The organism is Allomuricauda sp. R78024, from assembly GCF_044596045.1.
GTDB lineage: Bacteria > Bacteroidota > Bacteroidia > Flavobacteriales > Flavobacteriaceae > Flagellimonas.
The window spans coordinates 2,085,675-2,111,396 of record NZ_CP138995.1 but is presented as its reverse complement, the minus strand read 5'-3'; the positions used below and the strand labels follow the sequence as shown (position 1 = coordinate 2,111,396).

Here is a 25,722-nt window from a genome sequence, read left to right as displayed (position 1 = left end):
TTGCGTTAAAAGTTATATTGAAATTCTGGTTGTTTTAGTTCTTGTTTAGTCATTGCCAAATACTTTGAATAACGCAAGTCGATATTGGCTTGTATTTGTCCTATACTTGACTCAAACCCTGTTTGGTTGTCATCAAAAATCTTTGCAAATCGTTTTTCCAATCGGAGATAATCCTGAATAGGAATAGCAGGTGCTTCGGAATCCAATTGCATTTGATTATAACCTTTGGCAACTCTACGCGGGTCATTTCTATACAGCAACCATTGACCTGATGCCACAGCTGCCTTATGATATTGTGATGGATTCTTCATATCAATCCCATGAGCTGGGCTATGGCAGTAAGCAATAATAATAGATGGACCATCATGCTGTTCTGCTTCTACAAATGCCTTCAAAGTTTGCTCTTGACTAGCTCCCATGGCAACAGAGGCCACATAAACATCTTCATACGCCGTAGCCAAAAGCCCTAAATCCTTCTTTTGTTTTTGTTTGCCTTTAGAAGCATATTTTGCTGAAGCCCCAAAAGGTGTTGCCTTTGACATTTGTCCTCCAGTATTGGAATAAACTTCATTATCCAAAACCAAAATATTTACATTTTTTCCTGATGCCAGAACATGATCTAATCCCCCATACCCTATGTCATACGCCCAGCCATCGCCCCCAACAATCCATACACTTTTTTTAACCAAACTATCAGTAATCCCCAACAGCTGTGTCGCTTCGGGTTGTGCAATTTCTCTCAGTTGTTTATTTAAATCCGTTATACGATTTCTTTGTTGGATAATTTCAATTTCTGTAGTTTGTCTTGCATCCAAAATATTCTGAATCAGAATTGAATCAAGTTGGGCAGCTAGTTTTTTAAGTAGGTTTTTAGCTTGAATTTCTTGTTGATCTAAGGATAAGCGGTATCCCAAACCGAATTCCGCATTATCCTCAAACAAGGAATTAGACCATGCCGGCCCCCTACCCAACTCATTTTTGGACCATGGTGTTGTGGGCAATGCTCCACCAAAAATGGAACTTGCCCCTGTTGCATTTGCCACTAACATACGATCTCCAAATAACTGCGACATTAATTTTAAATAGGGAGCCTCTCCACAGCCATCTACACCCATAGCATATTTGAACAACGGTTCTTGCAATTGCTGCTGACTTACTTTGGTAGTATCAATTTTGGTTCTGTCAAATTCTGGAATAGTTTCAAAGAATTTCCAATTCTCTTTTTCACTTTCAATTCCAGAGCTGTCATTATTCATCATAAGTGCCTTCGCAGGACAGGCATCTACACAATTATTACAGGAAGTACATTGTTCGGGGTTTACCTGAACCGTATAATTGAGCAAATCAAAGCCATCCATATCTTCCAAAAACCGATCTGATTTATAACTTGATGGAGCATTCAACAAGATATCATCATCATAGACCTTCATCCGTATTGCTCCTTGCGGACATGCCATGCTGCATGCTCCACATTGGGTACATAAATCGGCATCCCATTGAGGGATTTCCAATGTAATATCTCTAACACTGAATTGAGATGTATCACTTGCAAAAGTTCCATCAACTGGTAATGAGCCTACCGGAAGTTCTTCTCCTTTTCCAGCCAAAAGTTTCCCCAAAAGTGTCTTTGAAAAACCTTCATTATTGCTCAATACCTCTTCATTGGCTTTTAGAAGCTGAGAAGTGTCTACTTTCTTAATATATTTCTTTAGCTCATGAATGTCAGTGGTATCAATAAGTTCTTCTTTTAAGGTTAGATGACACGCTTGGATTGCGGATACTGATTTACCCTTGATAACATATGTTTTATTCAATATGCTGAGATTCACGATATGTAATGAGATTTCTTTTTCTTGAATAAGTATTTGTTCTTCAATAGAAAGTGCTGCCCAAAAACTAACCGACTCAAGTTCTGAATGAATTAATAACACTCCTGAAATTTTTATATTTTGTAGGATTGCCTCCCTTCTAAGGAAGTCAATTGAGTCACAGACTACAAAGTCCGGAGCGGTAATTAAATATGGAGCTTTTATAACACTTTGTGAGATACGTAAATGCGAAACACTCCTAGAATTTGATTTTTTGTAATCACATTCCGTATATCCTTGCACATAATTATTAGTGTTTGTTCCCAACAATTGTAATGTGGTATTAAAATGTGATTGGGTATTATCCCTTCTAGTTTCATAAAAAAGTGCTTGATAATTTTTACCTTGAATTTGTAGCTCGTCATTACAATCAAGACTTAAACCAGTTACATCATCGGTAATACCAACCGTAAAATTATTTTTTGGATTTGCACTCTTAAGGTTTTCAACAATAGCTTTGACCATTGAGGGTGTAAATTCTTTGGAAGCCAATCCATAACGTCCACCAACTATATTTGGAAATGTTTTGAATTTGTTAGTATTTATAGTTTGCATTAAAGATTGAACTACATCCAAATACAAAGGTTCTCCTGTAGATCCAGGTTCCTTGGTACGATCTAAAACAGCAATTGCCTTACATGTCTTTGGTATGGCATTGATAAAGTGTTTACTACTAAAAGGCCTAAACAGTCGCACTTTTATTAGACCTATTTTACTGCCTTTGGAATTCAAATAATGAATGGTTTCTTCAATGGTCTCCGTTGCAGATGCCATTGCAATGATTACTTGCTCCGCTTTGGGATTACCTATATAATCGAATATTTTGTATTGTCTTCCCGTCAGTTTAGCAAATTCATCCATTTGGTCTTGTACAATATCTGGACAGGCATCGTAATAGGTATTAATAGCTTCCCTACTCTGAAAAAACACATCTGGACCTTGGGATGTTCCTCTTATAACAGGTTTGTTTGGGTTAAGCGCTCTATTCTTATGAGCACTTATAAAATCTTTATTGATCATGGTTCTTATGACCTGATCTGAAATTTTTTCAATTTTTGAAGTTTGGTGTGAAGTTCTAAAGCCATCAAAAAAATGAACAAACGGAATTCTTGATTCCAATGATGAAACTTGGGAGATTAGTGCAAAATCCATAGTCTCTTGAACAGAACTTGCTCCTAAAAAGGCATATCCAGTATTTCTCACAGCCATAATATCGCTATGGTCACCAAAAATGGAAAGGGCATGAGTAGCAACTGATCTTGTGGCTACATGAATTACATTAGGGGTTAGTTCACCCGCTATTTTATACATATTGGGCATCATGAGTAATAAGCCCTGAGAAGCTGTGAAGGTAGTGGCCAATGACCCTGTTTGTAGTGCACCATGCATTGCTCCTGCTACTCCAGCTTCGCTTTGCATTTCAAAAGTATCTGGTACATGACCAAAAATATTTTCCTGTTGATCAGCACTCCATTGCTCTACCAACTCCGACATTTCTGAAGAAGGTGTTATCGGATAAATAGGGCATACCTCATTAACTTTATAAGCTATGTGAGCCGCACCCTGGTTACCGTTTACAATGATATGCTTGTTAATTTTCATGAATTGATGGAGATGATTGGCAGAATAACTGGAAATGGAAATAAAAAAGGCCGTCCCAATTGTTTTGGGTTACGGCCTTTTTTAAAAGTCTTACTTTACAATTTCAATAGAAACTGGCGTAGGATTGGTAATGATATCAAATACTGGGGAGAACTTTGCCAAGTTTTCCAATTGTTCTACAGTAGCATCAGACTTAACTTTAAGTCTAACTTTAATTCCGTCAAAACCTTTTCTTACTTCAGGATCAAGACCTAAAAAACCGTGTAAATCCATGCCACCATCCAAAGAAGACTCTGCTCCTTCAATTTCAATTCCGTTGGCTGCAGCATGGTACGCCATAGCACCAGTTAAACAAGAACCTAAAGCATGTAGTACAACCTCTGCAGGTGTAGCTGCTTTGTCATTTCCTAATAATACATTTGGATGGTCACATTCCATAGTGAACGTTTCTTCACGAGAAGTATCTTCTGCTCCTACCCCGTAAAAGCTTTTAACACTGGACACACAATGTCCACCTTCTATCCAATTGTTTTTAGTTCTGAACTCGAACTTGGCCAATTCTGGATTTTGTTGTACCGCACCGATAGTTTCTACTAACTGATCTACGTTTACTCCGTTTTTAATGTTTGCTGTTGTAATCATTTTTTTAAATTTTAAAGATTAATTTTTCTATTTGCCAGTAGAGATGCATTTGGCATGCCAAAAAATGTAATCAATTTACAATCAGATTGTTACAACATTTTTACTTAAATAAAAGTATTACGAAATATCGTTTATTTATGAAATATCGTGATTTTATTTATGAAATATCGTGACTTATACCGGACGTACGATACCTAAAGCCTTAATTTTTGAGGTAAGTGTTGTTGGACGCAGTTTTAGTAGAGCCGCGGCACCTTTATCTCCAGAAATTTTCCAGTTGGTTTGTCGCAAGGCTTTTAAAATGTTCTCCTTTTCTATTTGTACAATTTCAGTAGAGGTTAATACTATATTGGATTCTTCTGGATTATGAGGAAGGTTTTCTTTATGAGAATTTGGAATTATTTGAGCCCAGTCAATTTTTCTGTTTTTTGAAATAATTAGGGCCCGTTCCACTAAATTTTGTAGCTCTCTAACATTCCCTGGCCATTCATACTCCAAGAAAAGTGCTTTTTGTTCTTTTGTTAAAACAGTTACAGGCTTATTAAATTTTTTGCTAAACTCTTGCACCATGTTTTGGGCAATCAAACACACATCATCTCCCCTATCTTTTAGAGCCGGCACAGTTATAGGAAAAACGTTTAATCTATAAAATAAATCTTCCCTAAACTTTCCCTGTTTTGAAAACTCGAACAAATCTCTATGCGTTGCTGCTATAATTCTTACATCCACCTTTATTGTACTGGAGCTTCCTAATGGGTCAAATTCTCCTTCTTGAATAACCCTTAGTAATTTTGGTTGCAAATTCAAAGGCAACTCTCCTATTTCATCCAAGAAAATAGTTCCCTTATCCGCTAGTAAGAATCGGCCCTTTCTAGTAGCTGTAGCACCAGTAAAGGCTCCTTTCTCATGTCCAAAAAGTTCACTTTCTATAAGATTTGCCGGTATTGCCCCACAATTAATTCGAATCAAAGGTTTTTCACTTCGGTCACTTGCTGTGTGAATTGCCCTGGCAACTAGTTCTTTTCCCGTACCTGTTTCTCCATTAATCAAAACGGTCGCATCCGTATTGGCCACTTGGTCTATAAGATTCAATACATTCACCATGCTTTGGTCTTCTGCCAAAATTCCATGGTTGCTGGTCAATTGTATAATTTCTTCTTCTAAATATTTTGTTCGCGTTGTTAGCTGATTTATTTTATCCTGGGCAATCAAGCGTTCTTCAATATTTCTTAATATCAGGGTATAAAAAGTTTCACGATCATTACCATATCTACTAATGGTCCCTTCATTTAAGGTTTCAGTATCATTAGAGCCAATGACCTTTACAATTTCTGGAAGGTAATTGTTAAAGGTCTTGGTGTTATCATCCAATCCAGATTTAACTAAAGACTCTATTAAGTTAGCACTAGTATCGTCAAAAAAGAAAAGTACATTTCGCTGCAGGCCATCCTCATTTTTAAGTAGCTTATTAGCTGATGGATTTGTTAAAATGATACGGAATTTTTCATCGAACATAATAATGGCATCCATGGCCCCATTGATAAGTCCGCTCATTTTAGCATTACCTAATTCAATTTCCTGTTTAGAAGCGGCCAAACGTTCTTGAATGACATCCAACTCTCTATGTCTTTTGATCAACACAGATAAAATTCCTTTTGTAAAGCCCATATCTGTACTTACCAACTCTACAAAATACTTGGCTTCAATTTTCAGAACTGATGTATCTTCAATTGCAGTAACCGAAGCTGAGCGAGGTTCATCATCTATTAGGGCATATTCTCCAAAACAGTCCGCAGTTGAGAATGTGCTGTAAGAGTGTTGTTTATCATGAACGTTTACTTTTCCGTCCAAGATAACGTACATAGCCTTCCCTATCTCACCTTTCTCTATTATGCATTCATTTCTTTCAAAAAACTCGATTTTTGAACTCTTACATAGTTCCAAAAGAGAAGTCCTAGTTACATCAGAAAAAAATGAAACCTTTTTAAGAAAATCTACAATTTCATCTAATTCAGATTTGTTCATTCTTGGTTGTAATGGTTCGGTATTAAATAAATATAAAGATTTGCAATTTAACCATTGGCATCGTTGATTTTTTTTCTACTTCATCTTTCATTGAAGACCAAATATCTTTCCTTAGTCCATTATAGATTAAACTGATAGTTTTTCATATTTTTATATCACTAATTTATAATTGATGACTATAACCCAATTACAGTATGTTTTGGCTGTTGCAGAATACAAAAATTTCACTCTTGCTGCGGAAAAGAGTTTTGTTACTCAACCTACATTAAGCATGCAGGTACAAAAGCTTGAGGATGAGCTTGATATTTTAATATTTGATCGAAGTAAAAAACCCATTTCCATTACTGAGGTGGGAAAAAAAATAGTAGCTCAAGCCAAAAACATTGTAGCTGAAGCTGAACGGATTAAAGACATAGTTGACCAAGACAAAGGGTTTATTGGGGGAGATTATACCATAGGTATTATACCCACGGTTATGCCCACATTACTTCCAATGTTTTTGAACACTTTTATAAAAAAGTATCCCAAGGTAAATCTCATTATTAAAGAACAACCAACAGATACCTTAATACGGAACATTTTGGATGGACATTTGGACGCTGCAATAGCGGCTACCCCATTAGAAATTGAATTTATTAAAGAACGTCCTCTTTATTATGAACCATTTGTAGGTTATGTGCCTAAGAGCCATCGTTTGTCATCACTGAATCAGTTGACCACTGAAGATTTAGATGTTAATGATATCCTTTTATTACAAGACGGACATTGTTTTAGGGATGGTGTAATAAATCTTTGTAAATCCCCTAAGAATCTTCACGATGAGCAATTTAAAATTGAAAGCGGCAGTTTTGAAACGCTAGTCAGTTTGGCAGATGAAGGTATGGGAATGACACTGCTCCCATATCTAAATACGTTAGATTTAGAACAGAAGAAAAAGCAATATTTAAGGCCCTTCAAAAACCCTTCTCCAGCTCGTGAGATAAGTTTGATTTATCATAAGAGTGAACTTAAAATTCAAATTACAGAGGCATTGAAAGAAGTAATCTCTGGCATTGTGAGAGGTGCCATAGCTTTTCAAGACGTGAAAATAATTAGTCCACTCGGTAAAAATTAACCTTTAGTGGATAGTTAAAATGAAAAGAGCCGCTTGAGCGGCTCTTATTTTTATGCTTTTATTAAAATTAACGTGGGATGTAATTCTGGCTTGTCTAAAATAAAATATTCTAACCAGATTTTGAGTTCTTCAATTTCACTTGGTAATAACCTTGAAACAGCTTTCTGTAATTCTTTTGCGAATAGTTTAGCATCAAAACTAACTTTTTGTAAAATAGTTTTGGTGTAATCTAACATTGCTCTGGGCATAGAAATTTGATTATATTGGATTAAAAGGTTGTCATCTAAATTAAGAAAAATCATGCACAAATGCGTCAAATTGCCGTTAAAAATTAAATAATTTCGTGTTAAATTCGATAAACAGTAAATATGTACAACCCATATAATCAGCGTATTAAATATTTTCCTATTGTAGTGTTTATAGGATTTTTCTTTCTTTTTGGCTGTGCTTCGTCTCGTCTATCTAAATTTGATTCCAGGCTAAATAACGGAGACTTAAAAAATTCTTTTCATGGCTTAGTTGTAGTCGATTCCAAGACAACTCAGACCATTTATAATACCAATGGTGATAGATACTTTACCCCAGCAAGTAATGTAAAAGTGGTTACCCTGTATACCGGCCTAAAACTGCTGCCAAAAAAGATTCCCACCTTAAAATATAGTATTCAAAATGATACCCTTTATGCAGAAGGCACTGGAGATCCTACGTGGCTTCATCCTTATTTTATGGATAGTACAGGAATCACCTTGCTTAAAAAATATGACCATCTTGCCCTGCACCTCAATAATTCTGAAGAAAATAGGTTTGGTCCTGGATGGGCATGGGAAGATTATGACACTTATTTTTCACCCCAAAAAAATACACTTCCGCTTTATGGGAATGTTGCTACCATTTCAAACAATGGTGAATTAAAAGCATCTCCTCATTTTTTATTGGATAAGGTTTTCATTCAAGATAAACCTAAACAAAGGGAAGAGTTTACAAACCAATTCTATATAAAACCCAACAATCAAGATACCTTGCAAGTACCTTTTATAACTAGTAATGCATTTACAAAGAAACTACTGGAGCAGGTTTTGAAAAAAAATGTAATGCTCCTTGACAGTTTTCCTACGGAAGAAAAAAAAGTGCTTTACGGAATAGCCACCGATTCCATTTATAAGCAAATGCTCTATGAAAGTGATAATTTTCTAGCAGAGCAGTTATTGATGGTTGGTTCCTCTACCCTATCTGATACATTGAGTACGCAAACCAGTATAACATATATGCTGGAAAATGAATTAACTGATTTAGAACACAAGCCAAGGTGGGTCGATGGTTCTGGACTATCAAGGTACAATCTGTTCACTCCAAGGTCAATGACCCAAATACTTCAAAAAATATATGAAGAGATACCAGAAGAACGCTTGTTTCAAATTTTCCCTATGTGGGATTCTTCTGGGACAATTGCAACTTGGAAAAACTCGAATATTGCGCCTTACATTTTTGCGAAATCGGGTTCTCTGGGCAACAATTATAATTTAAGTGGTTATCTAAAAACAAAATCTGGAAAAATTTTGATTTTTAGTTTTATGAACAATCATTTTACAGTGTCTACATCTCAAATACGTCTAGAGATTGAATCAGTTCTCAATCAACTTCGCGAAAAATATTAAACAAAAAAGAACCGAGAGAAGGCAGCTTCTCTCGATTCCATCAAACAAAACAACTTAAAAACAGAATTGTTAAATAGCCACTATTCCTTGGGTATTGGTATCTGGAAGGTTTCCAGATTCTTCTCCAACAAATTCCAAACTTTGACCATTTACACGATAAATTCCAATAGTTCCATCCAAACCAAACAACTGATACAAATATGCTCCGTCGTCTGTAATCCACATATCAATCCAACCTTCGGTAACCGCAAAAGCATCAGGGCCGTTATCCGCACCTCCGGTCCCTTGACCTTGCGCAGCAGTTTGGTCTATTAATTCAACCACCCCATTATTAAAACTATAAGCCGCCAAACCAGCCTCAATAGCGTTAGATACAAAGAATGTGTTACCATCAGCTGTAAAGTCCAACCAACACGCCGTTCTTCCTGTATTATTTTCTCCGGAAGCCACATCCAAACTTATTGGTGTCAAACTCCCGTTTGATTGAATTTGCCATGTTGAAACCGAACCATCTTGCAATGCAGGGAATGCTGGTGGCGTTCCATCTGGCTGAAACTCTCTGGCCTCAGTAACCACAACATAATTATCGCCAACAATTTGGAACCCAATTGCAGAAGGCAAATTTCTTCCTTCGGCATTATCTCTAAATGTTGACGTTGCCGTACCCCATGGTGTATCACTCAACAACCCTCCATTACCAACATTATAAACAGTTACTTCATCTTCGCTTCCAGAACCAAGAGCCGCAGCACCTGAATTGATTGAGGTAACTACCAGCCAGTTACCGTCAGGCGAAAACTGTATTGCAGATGGTCTAACTGCCAAATCTCTTGTAGAACCAGCAATTGGATTTAAAGAACCATCATCTAACAACCAAAAACCAGTCACTGTTCCTTGATGCATGGGCTCACCGCCTAACAAAAATTCAGCGCGAGTTATATTCGATACATAAACAATGCCTTTTGCCCCATCAGCATCCCTTTCAGAAAAAGCAATACTATTTGGACCCAAAGCCCCAGTTGGCTGTGGAGTGCCTGCTATCTCAAGTGAATAGTCATCTTGAATATTAAAAGAAGTAATGGTATTGCTCCCTGCATTTACAGCAAGAAGATTTTCGTTATTGTCTGTTTTGGTCAATGCGTAAGCAGAAATTAGAGGATCTAATCCTTCACCACCATCATAATCACCACCATTTCCATTTGTAGCAAAAGGTCCAATGGGCGTTAATGCCCCATTCTCATCTCTTCCATAAGCAATAATGGTATTTGGTCCTTGAACATTTGTACCAACAATCTGTCCATCTCCGTTTGTCATGGCATACACCGCACCAACAAAAGTATCTGTATTACCTTGGTCATCACCAGGGTCCACATCATCTGAGTTACCAACAAAATCGTCGGAGCTACAGGAGGCCAAAATCAAAGACATGGCCAAAATCATAAATAAAGGAAGTTTAGAAGTTTTCATTATTAAATTTTAAAAGGGTTAAAGTGTTTAATTATTGGCTACATCATATTGATTTAATAGTTTATTCCAAGACTATTTAGAGATAAACATGGATCAAACATTTTGCATCCTTTTTTATTCATTTGAAAAGATTTGGCCAAACCTTCTTTAATCTTAAAAGCAAAAATTATTTGTGGCTTTTAACTGGTGATAAGTACGGAGGTAAACTTTCTTACTTACAACTTGCAATTTGTGTAAGCTAACGTGAAAAAGAGGTGTGTTAGTTATAAATAATTGAAAATCAAATATCTATAACTATTTATATTTCTATTATGATACTTCTGTTATAAAAATATGACATCATTTGGCTTATTCTTAACGAATGCATAGCGCATCCTAAAGCACAAATACATGATTTGAAACTACTGTCCCTTAAGGAATATTTCATCAGTGATGTTTTTCATGAACCTTGAATATTTGGTCATGAGCACCTTTAGTTTAGGGTCTATATATGATTTGGAAAACGGCTTTTCAGGATTTGAATAATAGTAATTGTGAAACTGTTCGTCCGAAGGTTTGAATGCTTTGAAGTAAAATGTTTTTGTAATCAGATTTTTGCTGAAGTCCGCCTGCAATACTTTCAAAATCCTATTGGATTCATCGAAGTCTTTTTCGGAAAAAACATAAACTGCAGAACGATACTTGTGTCTAAATGAATGTTCAGAAGTACTTTGATGGGTATGTAGGTGAATTTCAATTAAATCCTTTAAGGAAATTTCTAAGGGGTCATATGTCACTATTATTGCTTCGGAAAAAGAACTTTCTCCTCCTTTTTGAGAAACAAATCCTTGTTCCACTTTATTAATCCCCCGTAGAGACAAAAAAACGGCTTCGGTGCACCAATGACACCCACCACCTAAGGCAACTCTTTTGATTTCCATACACCCTTGGTCGTTAAAAACTCAACCAAATAACCCATTTATCTGAGCATACTGAAGCAGCATAATAGTTTTGGCATCTTTAATTTGTCCATTAGACATCATTTGCTGCGCTTTTTGAAAAGTCATTTCCAAAACTTCTATGTTTTCGGTCTCATCTTCAGCACCGCCTCCTTCGCTGACCTTCATGTTTGCCTCATATTGTCCAATAAAAAAATACAGCACCTCAGTAACCGACCCTGGTGACATATACGACTCAAATACTTTTTGAACCTCGGTGATTTTATAACCCGTTTCTTCTTCCACTTCCATGATAATGGTTTGCTCTGCATTCCCTTTTTCTAAAATTCCTGCACAAGCTTCAACCATCATCCCATCTTCATTGCCATTTAAATAGGTTGGCATTCTAAACTGTCTGGTTAAGATTACCGAACCTTTTTCCTTATTATATAGAAGAATCACCGCACCATTTCCGCGGTCGTAGGCTTCTCGTATTTGGGTTTCCCATTCGCCATCTTCTCTCTGATATTCAAAAGTGACCTTATGTAAGGAATACCAATTGTCTGATAATAATTCCTTTTTAATATTCCTGACCTTACCGTATTTCATAATCTGGACTAAACTGTTGCTGCCTTGTTCAAATATCGTCGGAAAGGAAGCATCTCCAAATAAACTACTTTAATTTTTTCTTCAAAATCATCTCTTAACACCTCACTCATATCTATTTGGTGTTCCACTGCAAAGGTTTTATTTCTAAGCAATTGAATATGTGGATGGTTATTGGTAAACCCTTTGGGCGCATTGGTCAATTTTTCATCCTCATAAAGCCCCCCAAACAATTTTTTAAAAGACGGTTTTTCTATGATTTCCAGTAGTTCTTCCCCATTGTAATCTATTCCTTCACGAATACTTCTCAATGTCTTTGGATCTGGGCGCCAAAATCCCCCAGCCAATAGGCACTGTTTTACGCCTACTTCAATATAAAAATCCGCTGAGTTTGGGGCTTTGTCCAAACCAGCTCCAAAATGATCTTTGTAAATGGGTTTATGCGGATGGAACATGAGATTATTGTTGATTCTATTAATCCCCTTTTTTCCAGGCGTGGGATAATAGTCATCATCCAATTGCGCCATGGTCATATCCAGACCATCCAACCAAAGGATAAAATCCCCACGAAGAGATTTGTACCACTTCCGGTTGGCATCCATCCATTCTTTGGTATTGTTTTGTTGTAATTCGACAAGAAAGTTAAATAGGTCTTGAAAATCCATTGAGATATATTGAAAGGCTTAAAAATAAAACTATTTCCTTTCTTATAAATCTACTATTCTAGACTACTTTAAACTAACAACAGAAAACTAGAATCTATTATCTCCCATGACAATGTCTCCAAGCCCGCCAAGCAAACTGCCCTCGCCTTTATCTTTTCCTCCTCTTGGAATAGAGGCCAATACCCTTCCGGCCAGTCGGCTAAACGGTAGTGATTGCACATAAACGGTTCCTGGACCTTTAAGTGTAGCAAAAAACAGGCCTTCACCTCCAAAAACGGTATTTTTTATGCCTCCAACAAATTCAATATCATAATCTACGGTATGTGAGAAACCAACAATACAACCTGTATCCACCTTTAATACTTCATCTGCTGCCAGTTCTTTTTTGGCCATGGTACCTCCAGCATGTACAAAGGCCATTCCATCTCCTTCCAATTTTTGCATAATAAAACCTTCTCCACCAAAAAGTCCGCGACCCAAACGTTTGGAGAATTCAATGCCCACAGAAACCCCTTTGGCAGCACATAAAAACGCATCTTTTTGACAGATGAATTTTCCTCCTTTTTCTGATAAGTCAATAGGAAGTATTTTACCAGGATAAGGAGAAGCAAAGCTTGCCTTCTTTTTACCATGACCAATATTTAAAAAAGCAGTCATAAAAAGACTTTCACCAGTCAGTAATCGCTTTCCTGCGGAGAACAGTTTTCCCAATACCCCGGAGTCTTGGCCAGAGCCATCACCAAAAATGGTATCCATTTTTATATCGGTATCCATCATCATAAAGCTACCTGCCTCGGCAACAACCGCTTCTTGTGGATCTAGTTCAATCTCCACATATTGCATTTCCTCTCCGTAAATTTCATAGTCGATTTCGTGTGCGTTCATTTTTTGATTTGTTTTTAAGTGTTTTACTTATCTGTTGGTGGAATACTTATTTTGTTACAACATATGCGTAAAAATTTAGTTGTATTTATTCCAATGGTATTTGTAAAGTTTTACGATGTTTAATAGGTATACACCTAACATGAAAGAATTACTCTACCATAAATGTTTCCTTTACAGAAATAGGATTTCCTTTACTTGTGAATCCCTCTAAACAAATTTCATATTTACCAGCAACATCAGACGTAAAAAAATCAATTTTTGTTTTATCACTCTCCAATATCAATTGCGGCAACCAAAGTAATTGCTGCCTAAAATCCGGTATTTGTTGGGTAGTAGACTTTGTCTCCGCATTATATTCCTGATGAAAGTACTTTTTTGCTGTTAAAGGTGGAAATAATTCTATTGTAGTAATATAGTCTTTTTTAAAGCCTTCGAAAAAATCACCTTCTATGGTTTCTATAGCAATAACTCCTTTATACGTTATCGAGTTTATAACATATTCACTTCTGGATATGCTTATTTTTTTTAGTTTTCGAGCATTAAAATCAATTACATCACCATGATTTTGTATCAACATACCGTCTACCGTTACTAAAGGCAAAAAGTTAGAGTCAGTAGTGTCTTCGTCCCCCCTAACCTGAAATACATCCTCTGCATCCGTACTCCTTTGTACCCATACATGTTCTATGATCTCTGAAACAGTTTCTCTAATAGTTGAAAATCGGGTATAATCATCTAAATTGTATACATTGGAAAACTTTCTGTAAATTGGGACAATTGCATCTTTATACTGAATAGTGTCTGGTTTCATTTCTGCAAAAGCATTTTCTACTTGATTGTAGACGCTTCTTTCCAAAATCAAATTCTTCATTTTTGGTGTAATGGTAAAAGTTTTGAATATTAAATCGTCGTAATTAACCGCAGACTGTTTATTAAGTTGAATTCTATAATTATTCTTGTTCTTTCCAAGAATTTGAATTGAAGCATGGCTATTTTTATATTCTTGGTTTAGATTAAAATAAAATGCCCCTTTTTTATCAGTTCTGGAAAGCTTGAGAACAAATTGTTCACCAGGTATCGAAAGGGCCAATTTTTCCTCAATCAAAGGAAAGTTAGCTTCTTTAGGTATAATCTTCCCTGAGATAAGTTCTCCTCTCAGTTCCGGCAAATACATTTGGCCCGATAGAGTTTTTTTATCACCAATATTTTCCGTGTCCTGAGATATAATGTATTCTTGAGCATTGAGCGTCAAAGGTCCTTCAATAGAATCCATTTTTCGAATGGAAATAGAGTAATTTCCTTGAATCATATTTTTTTCATGGACATTTATATTTAAATGAGCCAGATTTCGCTTTTGAAAAATTTTCTTGTTTGGTTTTAATGAAAGAGGAGGAGTATTTTCCCTTACTCCTATAACATCTGGAATATTCGAATCAGGACCAGTGTTTATTTGGGCAACCTCAATATGTTTTAAAATTGATTCCTGATTGTTTTTAAACGGATTTATAATACCAATGTCGGCTTGGAAAAAGTAATTCTTTCCGCTGTTTTTCATCCATTGGGTATATCCAATAAGTTTATAGCTGCCAGAAGATACGGTAACTGGAATGAAAAACTCTCCCTGTCCAAGACCATCTGTTAATTTTATCTTATGCTTGAATATGACATTAGTATCTTCCCCAATCAATTCTACATAGCCAATTTTACTAAACGTGCTTAACTCTTTCATTTTGGCATTTATGGAATAGATACTGTAGTAAAGGTATTCCCCAGTCAACAATACAGGAGCATTGTAATGGATGAACATATTCTCTCTATAAAGGTTTTTTGAATTGGTTATCTTCCCTTTCGTAAAAGAGGAAGTCTGCCCAAAACCATTTGACAAGCAGAGTGTAAAAAACAAAATCCATGTACCTACTGTTTTTGTCATAAGGCCTATTTTTTCTATTCTTCCCAAAAATCGGGTACCGTTATAGCTCCCAATACCGTACAATCTCCACAAATTCTGGGAACTACAAAAAATTCCCCGAAATTTGGGCCTGTACTATGATACCTGATTGCATCTGCAGCAATCAATTCATGAATATTGGGTACTCCTTGAGGGGTTTCCAAGCGGGCTACAAAAGGATTACAATAATCCACATATGGAGGAAGCGGTTCATCTGGAAAAAAATCTTGGTAATTAAAAAAGAGCCTTTCCGAAGATTCAGATACTACGTGAAAAAAACCCAGAACTCTCTCGTCACTGTTACTTTTTGAATAAACGTTTCCTCTAAAAAAACCTGGCTGTGTCTGCGAAAATACGTTTTCATCCTGATTGGACTCTGATAATTTTTCCAAGTAATTATAGGACTCTTCGGAAATTGCAAGTTGCTTTACCAAAATACTATACCTATGCGATATAATGTAGTTACTTCTTTGAACAAACCTAACAGGAAATCGAGGTATATTATTCTCATTGGACTCTTGTGGGATATTTAAGATGATATTTTTAGAAACATCTGTTTTATAACATATTTGTTCGTCCCGTTCACGGGCTTTGACCACGATTATGGGGCCTTCATATGCCAACATTTGACTATTCCAATCTGGAGGAATTATTTGGTATGTCTCTTCATATTTGTAACGATAGTATGTAGAGGTCTGTGAAGCATTATATTCAACGAATATGGACATTCCTTCCTCTTCATTGTCTATTCTTGAGGCTTTTAATGCATGAATTTCTGAAGTTTGAGGTGTAAAAGTAGGCTCGGAAGCATATTCGACACCACTACTGGTAATAACCAAAAGTTGATAACTTCTACCTTTTTCAGCCCCAAAATCTAATACAGAAAGGTATTTACCGGGAGTTATTTCTTGAAAGGAATACTGATTTTGAAGATTATCAATGATAATAACACTAGCATTTTCTTCAGGAACGGGAACAAATTCCTCAAAGCGAAACGCTCTGTTTAAAAGAATTTCCTGCTGTTTGACCTCATTTGTTATTGTGGCTTCAATGATTAAAGCATCTTCAAAAATTTCGGTCTTAGGTTCAAAGGACTCTACACAACTGTTCATAGCACATGCTGCCAAAATCAAAACTATTGTCCTACATCTCCTTTTACTTGCCTGAAAAGCCATTCTATAAAATGTCAAAATTTAAAATTATAGGTAATTGTTGGTATGGGAATAGAAAAAATTGAGCTTTTATAAGCCTTTATCTGTCCGGCTTCCGTAACAAAAAATACCGAATATGGATTATTTCTTCCCAATACATTGTAAATAGAAATATTCCAAAAGCTATGCGCAAATTTTTTAATCTTATGATTTCCTTCAATATTAAAACTAAAATCTAATCGATAATAATCTGGAATCCGGAATCCATTTCTATCACTATAAAATGTATACTCAATGCCTTCATAGACATAGTTACCAAGAGGATAAGTAACTGGCCTTCCTGTTTGGTACACGAAATTAGCAGAAAGACTAAAGCGTTTATTAAACTTATAATTTGTTACTAGGCTTATGTCATGAGGTTTATCAAAATTGGATGGGAAAAAGTTCCCATTATTTATTTGCTCTTCTTCTGCCGTTCCATCAAACTGTATTAACGAGCGAGCATAGGTATAGCCTAACCAGCCATTAAGTTTTCCATGATTTTTTCTTACAAGAAATTCCGCGCCGTATGATTTTCCTTGTCCCTGAAGTACGTTGGTCTCCACAATCTCATTCAACAATAAATCTGCCCCAGTCTTGTAATCTAAAATATTATTAGATCTTTTGTAATAGCCTTCCAAACTTAGTTCATATTCATTTTCATTTATGTTTTTGTGAAGACCCAATGCAAATTGATTGGCACGCTGTGGCTTTATATTTAAGTCGGAAAGCTTCCAAGTATCCGTTGGGGACACAGTTGTATTATTGGATAATGTATGAACATATTGGTAGGTATTGTTATAACTTGCTTTGACAGATAAATCAGGAGTAAGAAAATATCTCGCAGAAACTCGGGCCTCAGGGCCTCCGTATGTTTTTATCACCTCGTTCTCCTCGAATTCTTGGGTCTCTACCAAGGTGTTTTCATTTCTGGGCATCCCATTCTCATATATTCTTTGTAATGATTTTCCAAGCGCTGCGTAAAGGGAATATCTAAACCCAGCGTTCACAGATAATTTCTTGGTTATTTCAAAATCGTCTGAAATAAATAACGCAGTCTCTAGACCTTTTTCTTTGGGAAGCACTATAGGTTCTACAACAGACTCACCTGCCAGCGGTTCAATCTGTCCAGGCTCCACTCGATATAGTTTACCAGAAAAACCATAATCAAAACTATGCGTGTTTTCCGGTAGATATTTCATTTTTAATTTGAATTCTGTTTCATCAATGCTATATCCAAGGTTAAAATCATTCACGGAATTACCATTAAATTCAATATCAAATTTATATTGGCTATTGGTCAGTATCAATACCCCTCTGCTCCTTTCGTTGAATTTGTGTTCCCATTCCATTGAAAATGCTCTATTACTATAACTATAAAGAGAATCTGTGGTAATATTAAAAGCGTCTTTGCTATAGTACCCCATTAACTTCAAGCTGTTATTCTCATTTATTTTATGCTTATACTTACCTATAATATCAAAAAAGGAAGCTTCGCTGTTTTTCAATGATTCTTCTTTTAGAGATTTTAGAATCCATTTTGAATACGTAGCTCTTCCCCCAATTAAAAAAGATGATTTTCCTTTGATAATCGGCGTTTCCAGAGTAAGATTACTAGTTATAGGACCTATAGAGGCTTCACCGGAAAAATTTTGGTCATTCCCGTCCTTAGTTCGTATATCAAAAACAGATGATAATCTACCTCCGTATTCGGCAGGAATGTTACCCTTATATATATCCGCACTATTGGATGTAAAAGGGTTGATTGCCGAAAAAAGCCCAAAAAAATGAGAGGGATTGTATAAAACGGCATGATCCAATAGAATAAGGTTTTGATCTGTGTTTCCACCCCTTACATTAAATCCTGATGCTCCTTCGCCAGCTGTGGTAATTCCTGGGAGTGTGGTCGCTACCTTGAGTATATCTCTTTCTCCTAAAACCATGGGAATATTCTTTATTTCCTTAACTTCGATTTTAAGAATACCTCCTATGGTTTGTTCAATGTTTCTATCTCTATTTGCTTCTACAACAACTTCATCAAGAACTTCAAAACTTTCATCTAGTTCAAAATTTAGTTGTCCATCTCCATATACAATAACTTTTTTTTGTACGCCATGGATACCCAATGCGCTGACTTCAATAGTATGGACGCCCATTGGTATCTCAATGGAATAGAACCCTTGTGAATTAGTGGTTGTTCCCTTGTCAGTTGCTCCAATCACCAATGCCAAATCTGATATGGGGTTTTTAGTATTTGTATTGATTGCATAACCGGTAAGTGTGGCCAACCGGTTTGTACTATTGCTGTTTTCCTTTCCTATCCTTACAACTTCAATTTTATTTTGGGTAAATTCCTCTTCTTTAATCCGCAGAATAGGGAGAACCTCTGTAGTTTTAGTATCTGATATAAATAAAGAGTCCAACGACTCTCCTTGAGGTAGTCTAAAAAAGCCTTCAGGAAGTTCATCGTAAATAACACTTCCTTGCGTCAATATAACCTTTTGGCCTTGCATGATATGGTAATTTATAGACGTATCCTCAAAAATATCGTTCAATACATACACTAAGGAAACCCCATTATAACTCCTTGATATTGTGTTCGAGTCTAACCATTCATCTACATAGAAAAATTTATAAGCCGAAATTTCTTGAATATCCGTTATTATTTCTTTCAAGCTTGCACCCTCAAAAGATAAAGTTATTGTATCACTATCCTTTTGCGCAAAACCCCAATAAAAGTTCAGGGATATACAAAAAACAACTACCAGCCTCATTCTATTGTAGTGTTTTTTTATCTGATATTAAACGGCTATCTACAATATGTAATAAATCAATCATATACTTATCTTTATCCGTTTTCCGTAGTGATTCCAACGAACGTTTGTTTGTTTCAGCCCTATACTCTGGAAAAATTCTGATAATATCCTTTTTGTTTTTGATATTGTAAAAGTGATGTTCATACGCTAAATAATATTCATCACTGCTAACAAATTTGTGGAACACTCTACTCTTTTTGTAACGAGTATATTTGATTTTTTTATGTTTTTTTAAAAGTGTAAAAAAAGATGTCTCCATAAGTACCTCTTGAAATCCTAATGTATTTGGGTTTCTGTCTTCACCATCATTTACTCTAATAAATCTGTGTTCATTAATAATAAACTCACCTATTCTTTCCTTTACTAACTTTACCATCAAGATTTGGGAATTACTTCTAAGACCTAACAATACCTCATCTTCATAAATATCATATTTCAAATCAATGTTAAAATAGGGCTCTTCATCATAAACGATGTTCCCTTTTAAATATTCAGATGAAATGAAAAACTCATGACTCTTATCCAAAGTGGCATATTTTTCAACGCTTAAGATTCCTTCGTATAAGTTAGAATTTTCAGCTCCTGTTATTTCATCAAACCAATTATAATAATCAATCTCTTTTTCTTTGATTTGACTATGAATTGTTGACAAAAAAACAAGGGATAAAATTTGTGCAGAGATTATAATCAAGTAGCTTTCCCTCATTATCGTTTCTTAAAAAAATAAATGTAATTTTCACAGAAAGAATTCCCTAAGTACAAATACCCCTAAGGAAGCATAGTCTATTTTTCTTCTATATTAAAGGTAATCTATTTAATAGGTGAAGAAAATTGTTTAGACGAACAACGGTTTATGCAATAAGTTCTGCATCAATCCAACGATTTAGGACAATCTCCAATACAGTAATGATTACATTCAAGACTCTTAAACAAAAATTTTGGAAACCAAAAGGTTCATCTTATTCCTTAGCTCTAATCGTCCACTCAAAATTGAATGTTGAAACTACTACTCCCTCTGTGTTGACTCCAACGGATTTCATCCAAATGGTCTGCCCTTCTCCTGTTTCAATTGTTTTTTTGATGGCATCTTCGATTAAATGTCCGTCCTCGCAGGTAAACGTGATTTTTCCAGTCGCCTTTTTTGAAAAATTACCGTTGTTATTCAAAACCAGCATGGATATATTCTTTCCGCTGTCCTTAATTTGGTTGATGACCATAGCACCTGTACTCAGCTCTGCAGCCATGCCCTGAACAGCCCAAAACATACTTTTAAAAGGATTTTGATTTACCCAACGGTGAGTAACCGTTGTTACCGCTTTTTTATTATCAATGTGTTTCACACGTACTCCGCACCACCATGCAGCAGGGAGGGTAAAGAATGTGAAAGTATTGAATTTACTAGCACTTGAAGCCATAATACATATTTAGGTTCGCTAAAAATAAGGAAAATAACTGCTAACTCAATTTGTTAAATATATGTTAAATTATAGTACTTTGTTTTGCATAGTACCATCTTTTAGATATATATTTGCATGGTAAGCTAGTAGGTAAACTAAATTTGTTTATAAACATCAATCAAAAAATCATGACTGAATCATTAACCAAACACGAACGAAATTTGTCAGCGATCATACACGCTTCTACCTTTTCAAAGTATTTTATACCCTTTGGTAATTTTATTTTACCATTGATTTTATGGACCGCAAACAAAAAAGAACACAAGTTTGTGGATTATAATGGTAAGCAAGCGCTCAATTTTCAAATAAGCATGTTGTTATATTCAGTAGTAGCAGGTTTAATAAGTATTCCATTCTTTATTGGGTTTTTACCCGATTTATTTGATGGGAGCTTTTTTGGAATGCATCGCTTAAGTGACCTTAACAATCTAGACATTCACATTAGTAGTGACGATTTTAGATTTGGACGGTTTTTTTGGCCAGCTGGCATCACTGGATTAATACAAGTAGCGTTAATGGTCATTAATATCGTTTATACAATTTTGGCAACCATTAGAACCAATGAAGGAGAGACTTTTAAATATCCATTTACCATAAAATTCATCAAATAATGAACTGGTCAAAAAAAATAACTGCAATTCTATTTATGGGTATGACCATTGTCGTAAATGCTCAGATGGCGGAAAGTTCTGAGTTATACATGACTTTAAAAGAAAAAGACAGTACATTGTTTGATGCAGCTTTTAACCAATGTGATGTTGAGACCATGGAATCGTTGTTTACAGAAGATTTTGAGTTTTACCATGATAAAGGAGGGATTACCGTTGGAAGAAATAATTTTTTGGCACCCAACAGAGAAAATTGCGCCAAAATTGACAGGAACGAACCTCAACGCGCAAAAAGAATCTTAGTTCCCGGTAGTTTACAAGTCTATCCCTTATATAAGCAGGGAAAATTGTACGGCGCCGTTCAACATGGAGTTCATTCATTTGAATTTTTAAACGAACAGAAGGAATACCAAAAAGGGGATGTCGCCAAATTCATACATGTATGGATTTTAGAAGATGGGCATTGGAAAATTAAAAGAGAACTGAGTTACGACCATCAATTACAATAATAAAACAAACCGAAAAAAGGAGTTTATTCATCAATCAAAAAACGAAAAATCATCAATCAATCTATCATCAATCAAAAAACGTTCCCGACCCCTCTTCTCATCAAAGAGGGAACGGACGGGAACAAAAAACGAACAGTTAATTTATAAGAACCATGACATTATGAACATAGAAAACACAAAAGCACAAATGCGCAAAGGGGTTCTAGAGTATTGCATTCTTTCTATCTTACGGGATAAGGACAAATATGCATCTGAAATTCTGGGAGCTTTAAAAGACGCTAAGATGCTGGTGGTGGAAGGTACTATTTACCCTCTATTAACAAGGTTAAAAAATGCAGGGTTGCTCAACTACCGTTGGGAAGAATCCACTTCTGGACCACCTAGAAAATATTACGCACTTACAGAAACGGGACAATTGTTTCTCAAGGAACTAAACGGCACCTGGGATGAACTAAGAAATGCAGTTAATCTGGTAACCACCACAAAATAAGAATCAAAAATGAACAAGACAGTAAATATAAATCTAGCAAATACACTCTTTCATATAGATGATGAAGCGTATAGTAGGCTTAGGCGATACCTTGAATCCATAAAAAGATCGTTTTCAGGTACAGCAGGAAGCGATGAGATCATTGCAGATATTGAAGCAAGGGTAGCTGAACTCTTTTTGGAAAAAATGGAAAATGACAGACAGGTCATTACCCAAAAAGAAGTGGATGCGGTTATCAATATTATGGGGCAACCAGAAGATTACATGGTTGACGAGGATATTTTTGAGGATGAACCTCGAAAATCCCAAACACATACAACAACACGTAAGACCAAAAAATTATATAGGGACATGGACCAAAAATATATTGGTGGTGTTTGTTCCGGTTTAGAATATTACTTAGGGTTTGATGCCCTTTGGATACGAATTATTTTTATCCTCCTGGCAGTATTCACAGGTTTTGGACTTGTAGCATACATTCTATTATGGATTTTGGTTCCAGAAGCTGCTACTACCTCCCAAAAATTGGATATGACGGGGGAGCCCATCAACATCAGCAATATAGAACGCAAAGTTAAAGAGGGGTTTGATGATGTTGCGGATAAAGTTAAAAACGTTGACTATGATAAAGTAGGCAACAAGGTCAAAAGCAGCTCCAAGACCTTTTTTGACACTATTGGGGATATAATCATGTTCCTATTCAAGATATTTGGGAAGTTCATAGGCATCCTATTGATCATTATAGGTGCTTCAACACTTATAGGATTGTTTGTTGGTGCATTCACCATGGGTATCTTTGATGCCATACACCTACCCGGCGTAGATTTCTATGAGATTGTTAATACTACAGGCGCACCAGTTTGGCTAGTATCCATATTGTTGTTTTTTGCTGTTGGTATTCCTTTCTTCTTCCTACTTTATTTAGGGTTGAAGATTCTGGTGAACAATTTAAAATCCATTGGAAACATCGCTAAGTTTTCCCTTCTTGGACTTTGGTTAATCTCTATAGGTACATTGTTTACTTTGGGAGTTCGTCAAGCTGCAGAATTTGCCAATGTTGGCAGTGTCAACATTAAAGATCAGGTTCTTGTGGAAAATCCAAACGATACCTTGATCATAAAAATGAAAGACTCTGAACTAGATTACGGTATGGAAGATGTTCATTTTGGACGGATGACCTTTACGTATGATGAAAATGACAATAGAATTTTAGTTTCTGATGATGTAGATATTAAAATAAGAAAGTCTGATGATTCATCTATAAAAATCAATGTTAGAAAAGATTCTCATGGGAATACCACTCTTGCCGCAAGGGAAAGGGCCAAGCAAATCAACTATGAATATGAACTATTTGAAAATGAAATCATATTGGATGAACTCTTAACTACAGCCACTTCCAATAAGGCAAGAAACCAAGAGGTTACAACAACCATATATATTCCTAGAGGAAAGGTTCTACAATTTGAAGAATCAACAAAAGGTCATATAGGTCGTGGAGTAAAGAATGACCGAGATTATTACAGAAGTGGAATTGTGGGCTATACCTGGATGATGGGCGATAATGGAGAGCTTAAATGCCAGGACTGCCCGGAAGAATTGGATATTGATGAAGACGAAGATGATGAGGAAGGAAAAATAATCATAGATGAGAATGGTATAGATATCGATATTCAAGATCGAGATGATGCTTTTAAATTGAAAATAGATGAAAATGGCATTAAAATAAAAGCAGGTGAAAAAAATGACAATTGAGCATTGATTTTCAACAATTGGGAATTCTTTACTACATACTTATCATAGTAAATACGAAATTTAATCAATAATTAAAACGACACTAATTTATCAATCATTAAAACAACAATCATGACAACACTAGCAAGAATCGCAATCGCATTTTTAATGGCAATCTTTGCCTCCTCCTGCAACTTTGACCTCAGTTTTGGGGACGGAAAAAGAGGAAATGGAGAAGTAGTAGAAGAAACCAGAAAAGTTACTGAGGATTTTACAGTGGTATCCGCTTCGGAAGGCTTAGATGTATTTGTAACCCAAGACCAAGATTTTAAAATATCTGTTGAGGCGGACGAAAACATTATTGATTTAATTGGAACGGACATCAAAGATGGTAAACTTAGAATCCATGCAATTGAGAATATTGGAAGAGCCACTAAAAAGATTTATGTATCCCTTCCAGATATTACCGCTTTAAAAAGTTCAAGTGGAGCTGATTTAATTGTACAAAACGTAATTGAAGCTGAAAAGATAGAATTGGACGCAAGCAGCGGGTCAGATTTGCATGTAGAATTGGTTGCTTCAGAAGTTTCTGCAGACGCCAGTAGCGGCGCCGATATCAAAATTGCTGGCAAAGCAGATATTTTCTATGCCGATGCCAGTAGTGGAGCTGATATTAGGGCACATGAACTCGCAACAAAAACATGTAATGCAGATGCAAGCAGTGGATCGGACATTTCTGTAAATGTATCTGAATCCTTAATTGCAGACGCTAGTAGCGGAGCAGACATTTCCTATACGGGCAACGCCAGCGTACAAAAGAAAAAATCTGTTTCTGGAAGCGTTCACAAATACTAATATTTTTAGTACCCAATCAAAAAGTTTACAGTCTGTTTAAATCAAAATTAATAGACCAACTCAATCTAACCAAGGCCTAGTTTTCAACTAGGCCTCTTTTCATCGAAAAAATTGAGAAATCTGTATTTCAAACCCTTGTTTATTAACAATTTATCAAAAAAAATTGTATCTTATTAGTGAAAACAAAAACTAACTCTAAAAACGTTTTGCCATGAAAAAACTACTTGGATTGGTTTTATTGATGCTAATTTTGATTTCTGCTACAAAATTTGCCTCACCAAAACCGGAAACAATGCATACAATTGAAGGCGCTTGGGAACTTCAAAGCTTTTACAGTTATGATGGGCAGGACATCACAGATACCCTTGAAAAGTCTGATGGATATAGACAAGTGAAAATGTATTCCAAAGGAAAAATCATGTGGACAAGATATGTTCCGGATGATCCAAATGGAAGATTTGGCTATGGTTCCTATAAAATAACGGAAAACTCGCTGATTGAAGTTATAGAATATGGTGACGATTCTATGATGAAAGCTTTAGATACAATGAGGAATTTCACTTTTGAACTTGATTTAAAAGACAACTTTTTTAGTCAAATAACTTTAGATGATGAGGGCAATAGAACCTCATCTGAAAATTATAAACGAATAGATTAACAATTGAATTAGCA

General features: G+C 35.7%; 22 protein-coding genes. 8 read left to right on the top strand and 14 right to left on the bottom strand.

The genetic code is table 11. The annotated features are described in order from the left end of the window. Positions 1-5: 5 nt before the first annotated feature. The 3 genes from SJY44_RS09360 to SJY44_RS09350 all read right to left on the bottom strand — a co-directional run bounded on the left by SJY44_RS09360 (position 6) and on the right by SJY44_RS09350 (position 6,137). Entirely contained in the window at positions 6-3,470 is a 3,465-nt protein-coding gene (locus tag SJY44_RS09360; protein WP_396589505.1) for a 4Fe-4S binding protein, read from the bottom strand. Between the two features lie 90 nt (positions 3,471-3,560). Then, positions 3,561-4,112 (bottom strand): OsmC family protein, encoded by a 552-nt coding sequence (locus SJY44_RS09355; protein ID WP_396589504.1) that lies wholly within the window; start codon positions 4,110-4,112, stop codon positions 3,561-3,563. A 174-nt stretch (positions 4,113-4,286) separates the two neighbouring features. Then, positions 4,287-6,137: a sigma 54-interacting transcriptional regulator gene (locus tag SJY44_RS09350; RefSeq protein ID WP_396589503.1), complete on the bottom strand. Its 1,851-nt coding sequence runs from the start codon at positions 6,135-6,137 to the stop codon at positions 4,287-4,289. A 172-nt stretch (positions 6,138-6,309) separates the two neighbouring features. Here SJY44_RS09350 and SJY44_RS09345 point away from each other — a divergent pair, with 172 nt between their 5' ends. After that, complete coding sequence (locus tag SJY44_RS09345; RefSeq protein WP_396589502.1) at positions 6,310-7,251, top strand: LysR substrate-binding domain-containing protein; 942 nt, start codon at positions 6,310-6,312, stop codon at positions 7,249-7,251. Between the two features lie 50 nt (positions 7,252-7,301). On the opposite strand, the gene SJY44_RS09340 is transcribed toward SJY44_RS09345, so the two are convergent. Beyond that, the gene (locus SJY44_RS09340; RefSeq protein WP_298927803.1) at positions 7,302-7,499 is read right to left on the bottom strand and encodes a hypothetical protein; all 198 of its coding nucleotides are present in this window, start codon (positions 7,497-7,499) and stop codon (positions 7,302-7,304) included. A 120-nt stretch (positions 7,500-7,619) separates the two neighbouring features. On the opposite strand from SJY44_RS09340, the gene SJY44_RS09335 reads away from it, so the two are divergent. After that, positions 7,620-8,906 carry a D-alanyl-D-alanine carboxypeptidase gene (locus SJY44_RS09335; protein ID WP_396589501.1) on the top strand — a complete coding sequence of 429 codons (1,287 nt, stop codon included), beginning with the start codon at positions 7,620-7,622 and terminating at the stop codon, positions 8,904-8,906. 69 nt (positions 8,907-8,975) lie between these two features. Here the strand turns inward: SJY44_RS09335 and SJY44_RS09330 are convergent, their stop codons facing one another. From SJY44_RS09330 to SJY44_RS09285, 10 genes are all read right to left on the bottom strand, one after another. Next, a complete protein-coding gene (locus tag SJY44_RS09330; RefSeq protein WP_396589500.1) occupies positions 8,976-10,373 on the bottom strand; it encodes a hypothetical protein in 1,398 nt (465 codons plus the stop codon). A gap of 401 nt (positions 10,374-10,774) precedes the next feature. Further along, positions 10,775-11,293, bottom strand: a complete 519-nt coding sequence (locus SJY44_RS09325) for a peptide-methionine (S)-S-oxide reductase (protein WP_396589499.1) — start codon at positions 11,291-11,293, stop codon at positions 10,775-10,777. A gap of 21 nt (positions 11,294-11,314) precedes the next feature. Next, positions 11,315-11,899: an NUDIX domain-containing protein gene (locus SJY44_RS09320; protein WP_396589498.1), complete on the bottom strand. Its 585-nt coding sequence runs from the start codon at positions 11,897-11,899 to the stop codon at positions 11,315-11,317. Between the two features lie 8 nt (positions 11,900-11,907). Then, positions 11,908-12,561, bottom strand: coding sequence for a DUF2461 domain-containing protein (locus SJY44_RS09315; protein ID WP_396589497.1), 654 nt, complete (start codon positions 12,559-12,561; stop codon positions 11,908-11,910). Between the two features lie 87 nt (positions 12,562-12,648). Continuing rightward, entirely contained in the window at positions 12,649-13,446 is a 798-nt protein-coding gene (locus SJY44_RS09310; RefSeq protein ID WP_396589496.1) for a TIGR00266 family protein, read from the bottom strand. Between the two features lie 148 nt (positions 13,447-13,594). Beyond that, positions 13,595-15,376, bottom strand: coding sequence for a hypothetical protein (locus SJY44_RS09305; RefSeq protein WP_396589495.1), 1,782 nt, complete (start codon positions 15,374-15,376; stop codon positions 13,595-13,597). 14 nt (positions 15,377-15,390) lie between these two features. Further along, entirely contained in the window at positions 15,391-16,506 is a 1,116-nt protein-coding gene (locus SJY44_RS09300) for a DUF4249 domain-containing protein (RefSeq protein WP_396589494.1), read from the bottom strand. A 74-nt stretch (positions 16,507-16,580) separates the two neighbouring features. Further along, complete coding sequence (locus tag SJY44_RS09295; protein WP_396589493.1) at positions 16,581-19,259, bottom strand: carboxypeptidase-like regulatory domain-containing protein; 2,679 nt, start codon at positions 19,257-19,259, stop codon at positions 16,581-16,583. Between the two features lie 100 nt (positions 19,260-19,359). Beyond that, positions 19,360-20,106 (bottom strand): hypothetical protein, encoded by a 747-nt coding sequence (locus SJY44_RS09290; RefSeq protein WP_396589492.1) that lies wholly within the window; start codon positions 20,104-20,106, stop codon positions 19,360-19,362. A gap of 253 nt (positions 20,107-20,359) precedes the next feature. Beyond that, complete coding sequence (locus tag SJY44_RS09285; protein ID WP_396589491.1) at positions 20,360-20,815, bottom strand: DUF4442 domain-containing protein; 456 nt, start codon at positions 20,813-20,815, stop codon at positions 20,360-20,362. 170 nt (positions 20,816-20,985) lie between these two features. On the opposite strand from SJY44_RS09285, the gene SJY44_RS09280 reads away from it, so the two are divergent. The 6 genes from SJY44_RS09280 to SJY44_RS09255 all read left to right on the top strand — a co-directional run bounded on the left by SJY44_RS09280 (position 20,986) and on the right by SJY44_RS09255 (position 25,708). Continuing rightward, positions 20,986-21,468 (top strand): DUF4870 domain-containing protein, encoded by a 483-nt coding sequence (locus SJY44_RS09280; protein ID WP_396589490.1) that lies wholly within the window; start codon positions 20,986-20,988, stop codon positions 21,466-21,468. Continuing rightward, positions 21,468-21,974: a nuclear transport factor 2 family protein gene (locus tag SJY44_RS09275; RefSeq protein WP_396589489.1), complete on the top strand. Its 507-nt coding sequence runs from the start codon at positions 21,468-21,470 to the stop codon at positions 21,972-21,974. Before SJY44_RS09280 ends, SJY44_RS09275 begins: the two co-directional genes overlap by 1 nt. 160 nt (positions 21,975-22,134) lie before the next feature. Then, complete coding sequence (locus SJY44_RS09270) at positions 22,135-22,464, top strand: PadR family transcriptional regulator (RefSeq protein ID WP_163422858.1); 330 nt, start codon at positions 22,135-22,137, stop codon at positions 22,462-22,464. Between the two features lie 9 nt (positions 22,465-22,473). Continuing rightward, positions 22,474-24,216 carry a PspC domain-containing protein gene (locus SJY44_RS09265; RefSeq protein ID WP_396589488.1) on the top strand — a complete coding sequence of 581 codons (1,743 nt, stop codon included), beginning with the start codon at positions 22,474-22,476 and terminating at the stop codon, positions 24,214-24,216. 111 nt (positions 24,217-24,327) lie between these two features. Further along, on the top strand, positions 24,328-25,050 hold the full coding sequence (locus SJY44_RS09260) for a head GIN domain-containing protein (protein WP_396589487.1): 723 nt from the start codon (positions 24,328-24,330) through the stop codon (positions 25,048-25,050). A gap of 211 nt (positions 25,051-25,261) precedes the next feature. Then, positions 25,262-25,708 carry a hypothetical protein gene (locus SJY44_RS09255; RefSeq protein WP_298925005.1) on the top strand — a complete coding sequence of 149 codons (447 nt, stop codon included), beginning with the start codon at positions 25,262-25,264 and terminating at the stop codon, positions 25,706-25,708. Positions 25,709-25,722 lie beyond the last annotated feature (14 nt).

What these genes read in the sequence shown, in the direction of transcription:
- SJY44_RS09360 (WP_396589505.1), bottom strand. Translation starts at nt 3,470, where the DNA reads ATGAAAATTAACAAGCATATCATTGTAAACGGTAACCAGGGTGCGGCT.
- SJY44_RS09355 (WP_396589504.1), bottom strand. Translation starts at nt 4,112, where the DNA reads ATGATTACAACAGCAAACATTAAAAACGGAGTAAACGTAGATCAGTTA.
- SJY44_RS09350 (WP_396589503.1), bottom strand. Translation starts at nt 6,137, where the DNA reads ATGAACAAATCTGAATTAGATGAAATTGTAGATTTTCTTAAAAAGGTT.
- SJY44_RS09345 (WP_396589502.1), top strand. Translation starts at nt 6,310, where the DNA reads ATGACTATAACCCAATTACAGTATGTTTTGGCTGTTGCAGAATACAAA.
- SJY44_RS09340 (WP_298927803.1), bottom strand. Translation starts at nt 7,499, where the DNA reads ATGCCCAGAGCAATGTTAGATTACACCAAAACTATTTTACAAAAAGTT.
- SJY44_RS09335 (WP_396589501.1), top strand. Translation starts at nt 7,620, where the DNA reads ATGTACAACCCATATAATCAGCGTATTAAATATTTTCCTATTGTAGTG.
- SJY44_RS09330 (WP_396589500.1), bottom strand. Translation starts at nt 10,373, where the DNA reads ATGAAAACTTCTAAACTTCCTTTATTTATGATTTTGGCCATGTCTTTG.
- SJY44_RS09325 (WP_396589499.1), bottom strand. Translation starts at nt 11,293, where the DNA reads ATGGAAATCAAAAGAGTTGCCTTAGGTGGTGGGTGTCATTGGTGCACC.
- SJY44_RS09320 (WP_396589498.1), bottom strand. Translation starts at nt 11,899, where the DNA reads ATGAAATACGGTAAGGTCAGGAATATTAAAAAGGAATTATTATCAGAC.
- SJY44_RS09315 (WP_396589497.1), bottom strand. Translation starts at nt 12,561, where the DNA reads ATGGATTTTCAAGACCTATTTAACTTTCTTGTCGAATTACAACAAAAC.
- SJY44_RS09310 (WP_396589496.1), bottom strand. Translation starts at nt 13,446, where the DNA reads ATGAACGCACACGAAATCGACTATGAAATTTACGGAGAGGAAATGCAA.
- SJY44_RS09305 (WP_396589495.1), bottom strand. Translation starts at nt 15,376, where the DNA reads ATGACAAAAACAGTAGGTACATGGATTTTGTTTTTTACACTCTGCTTG.
- SJY44_RS09300 (WP_396589494.1), bottom strand. Translation starts at nt 16,506, where the DNA reads ATGAACAGTTGTGTAGAGTCCTTTGAACCTAAGACCGAAATTTTTGAA.
- SJY44_RS09290 (WP_396589492.1), bottom strand. Translation starts at nt 20,106, where the DNA reads ATGAGGGAAAGCTACTTGATTATAATCTCTGCACAAATTTTATCCCTT.
- SJY44_RS09285 (WP_396589491.1), bottom strand. Translation starts at nt 20,815, where the DNA reads ATGGCTTCAAGTGCTAGTAAATTCAATACTTTCACATTCTTTACCCTC.
- SJY44_RS09280 (WP_396589490.1), top strand. Translation starts at nt 20,986, where the DNA reads ATGACTGAATCATTAACCAAACACGAACGAAATTTGTCAGCGATCATA.
- SJY44_RS09275 (WP_396589489.1), top strand. Translation starts at nt 21,468, where the DNA reads ATGAACTGGTCAAAAAAAATAACTGCAATTCTATTTATGGGTATGACC.
- SJY44_RS09270 (WP_163422858.1), top strand. Translation starts at nt 22,135, where the DNA reads ATGAACATAGAAAACACAAAAGCACAAATGCGCAAAGGGGTTCTAGAG.
- SJY44_RS09265 (WP_396589488.1), top strand. Translation starts at nt 22,474, where the DNA reads ATGAACAAGACAGTAAATATAAATCTAGCAAATACACTCTTTCATATA.
- SJY44_RS09260 (WP_396589487.1), top strand. Translation starts at nt 24,328, where the DNA reads ATGACAACACTAGCAAGAATCGCAATCGCATTTTTAATGGCAATCTTT.
- SJY44_RS09255 (WP_298925005.1), top strand. Translation starts at nt 25,262, where the DNA reads ATGAAAAAACTACTTGGATTGGTTTTATTGATGCTAATTTTGATTTCT.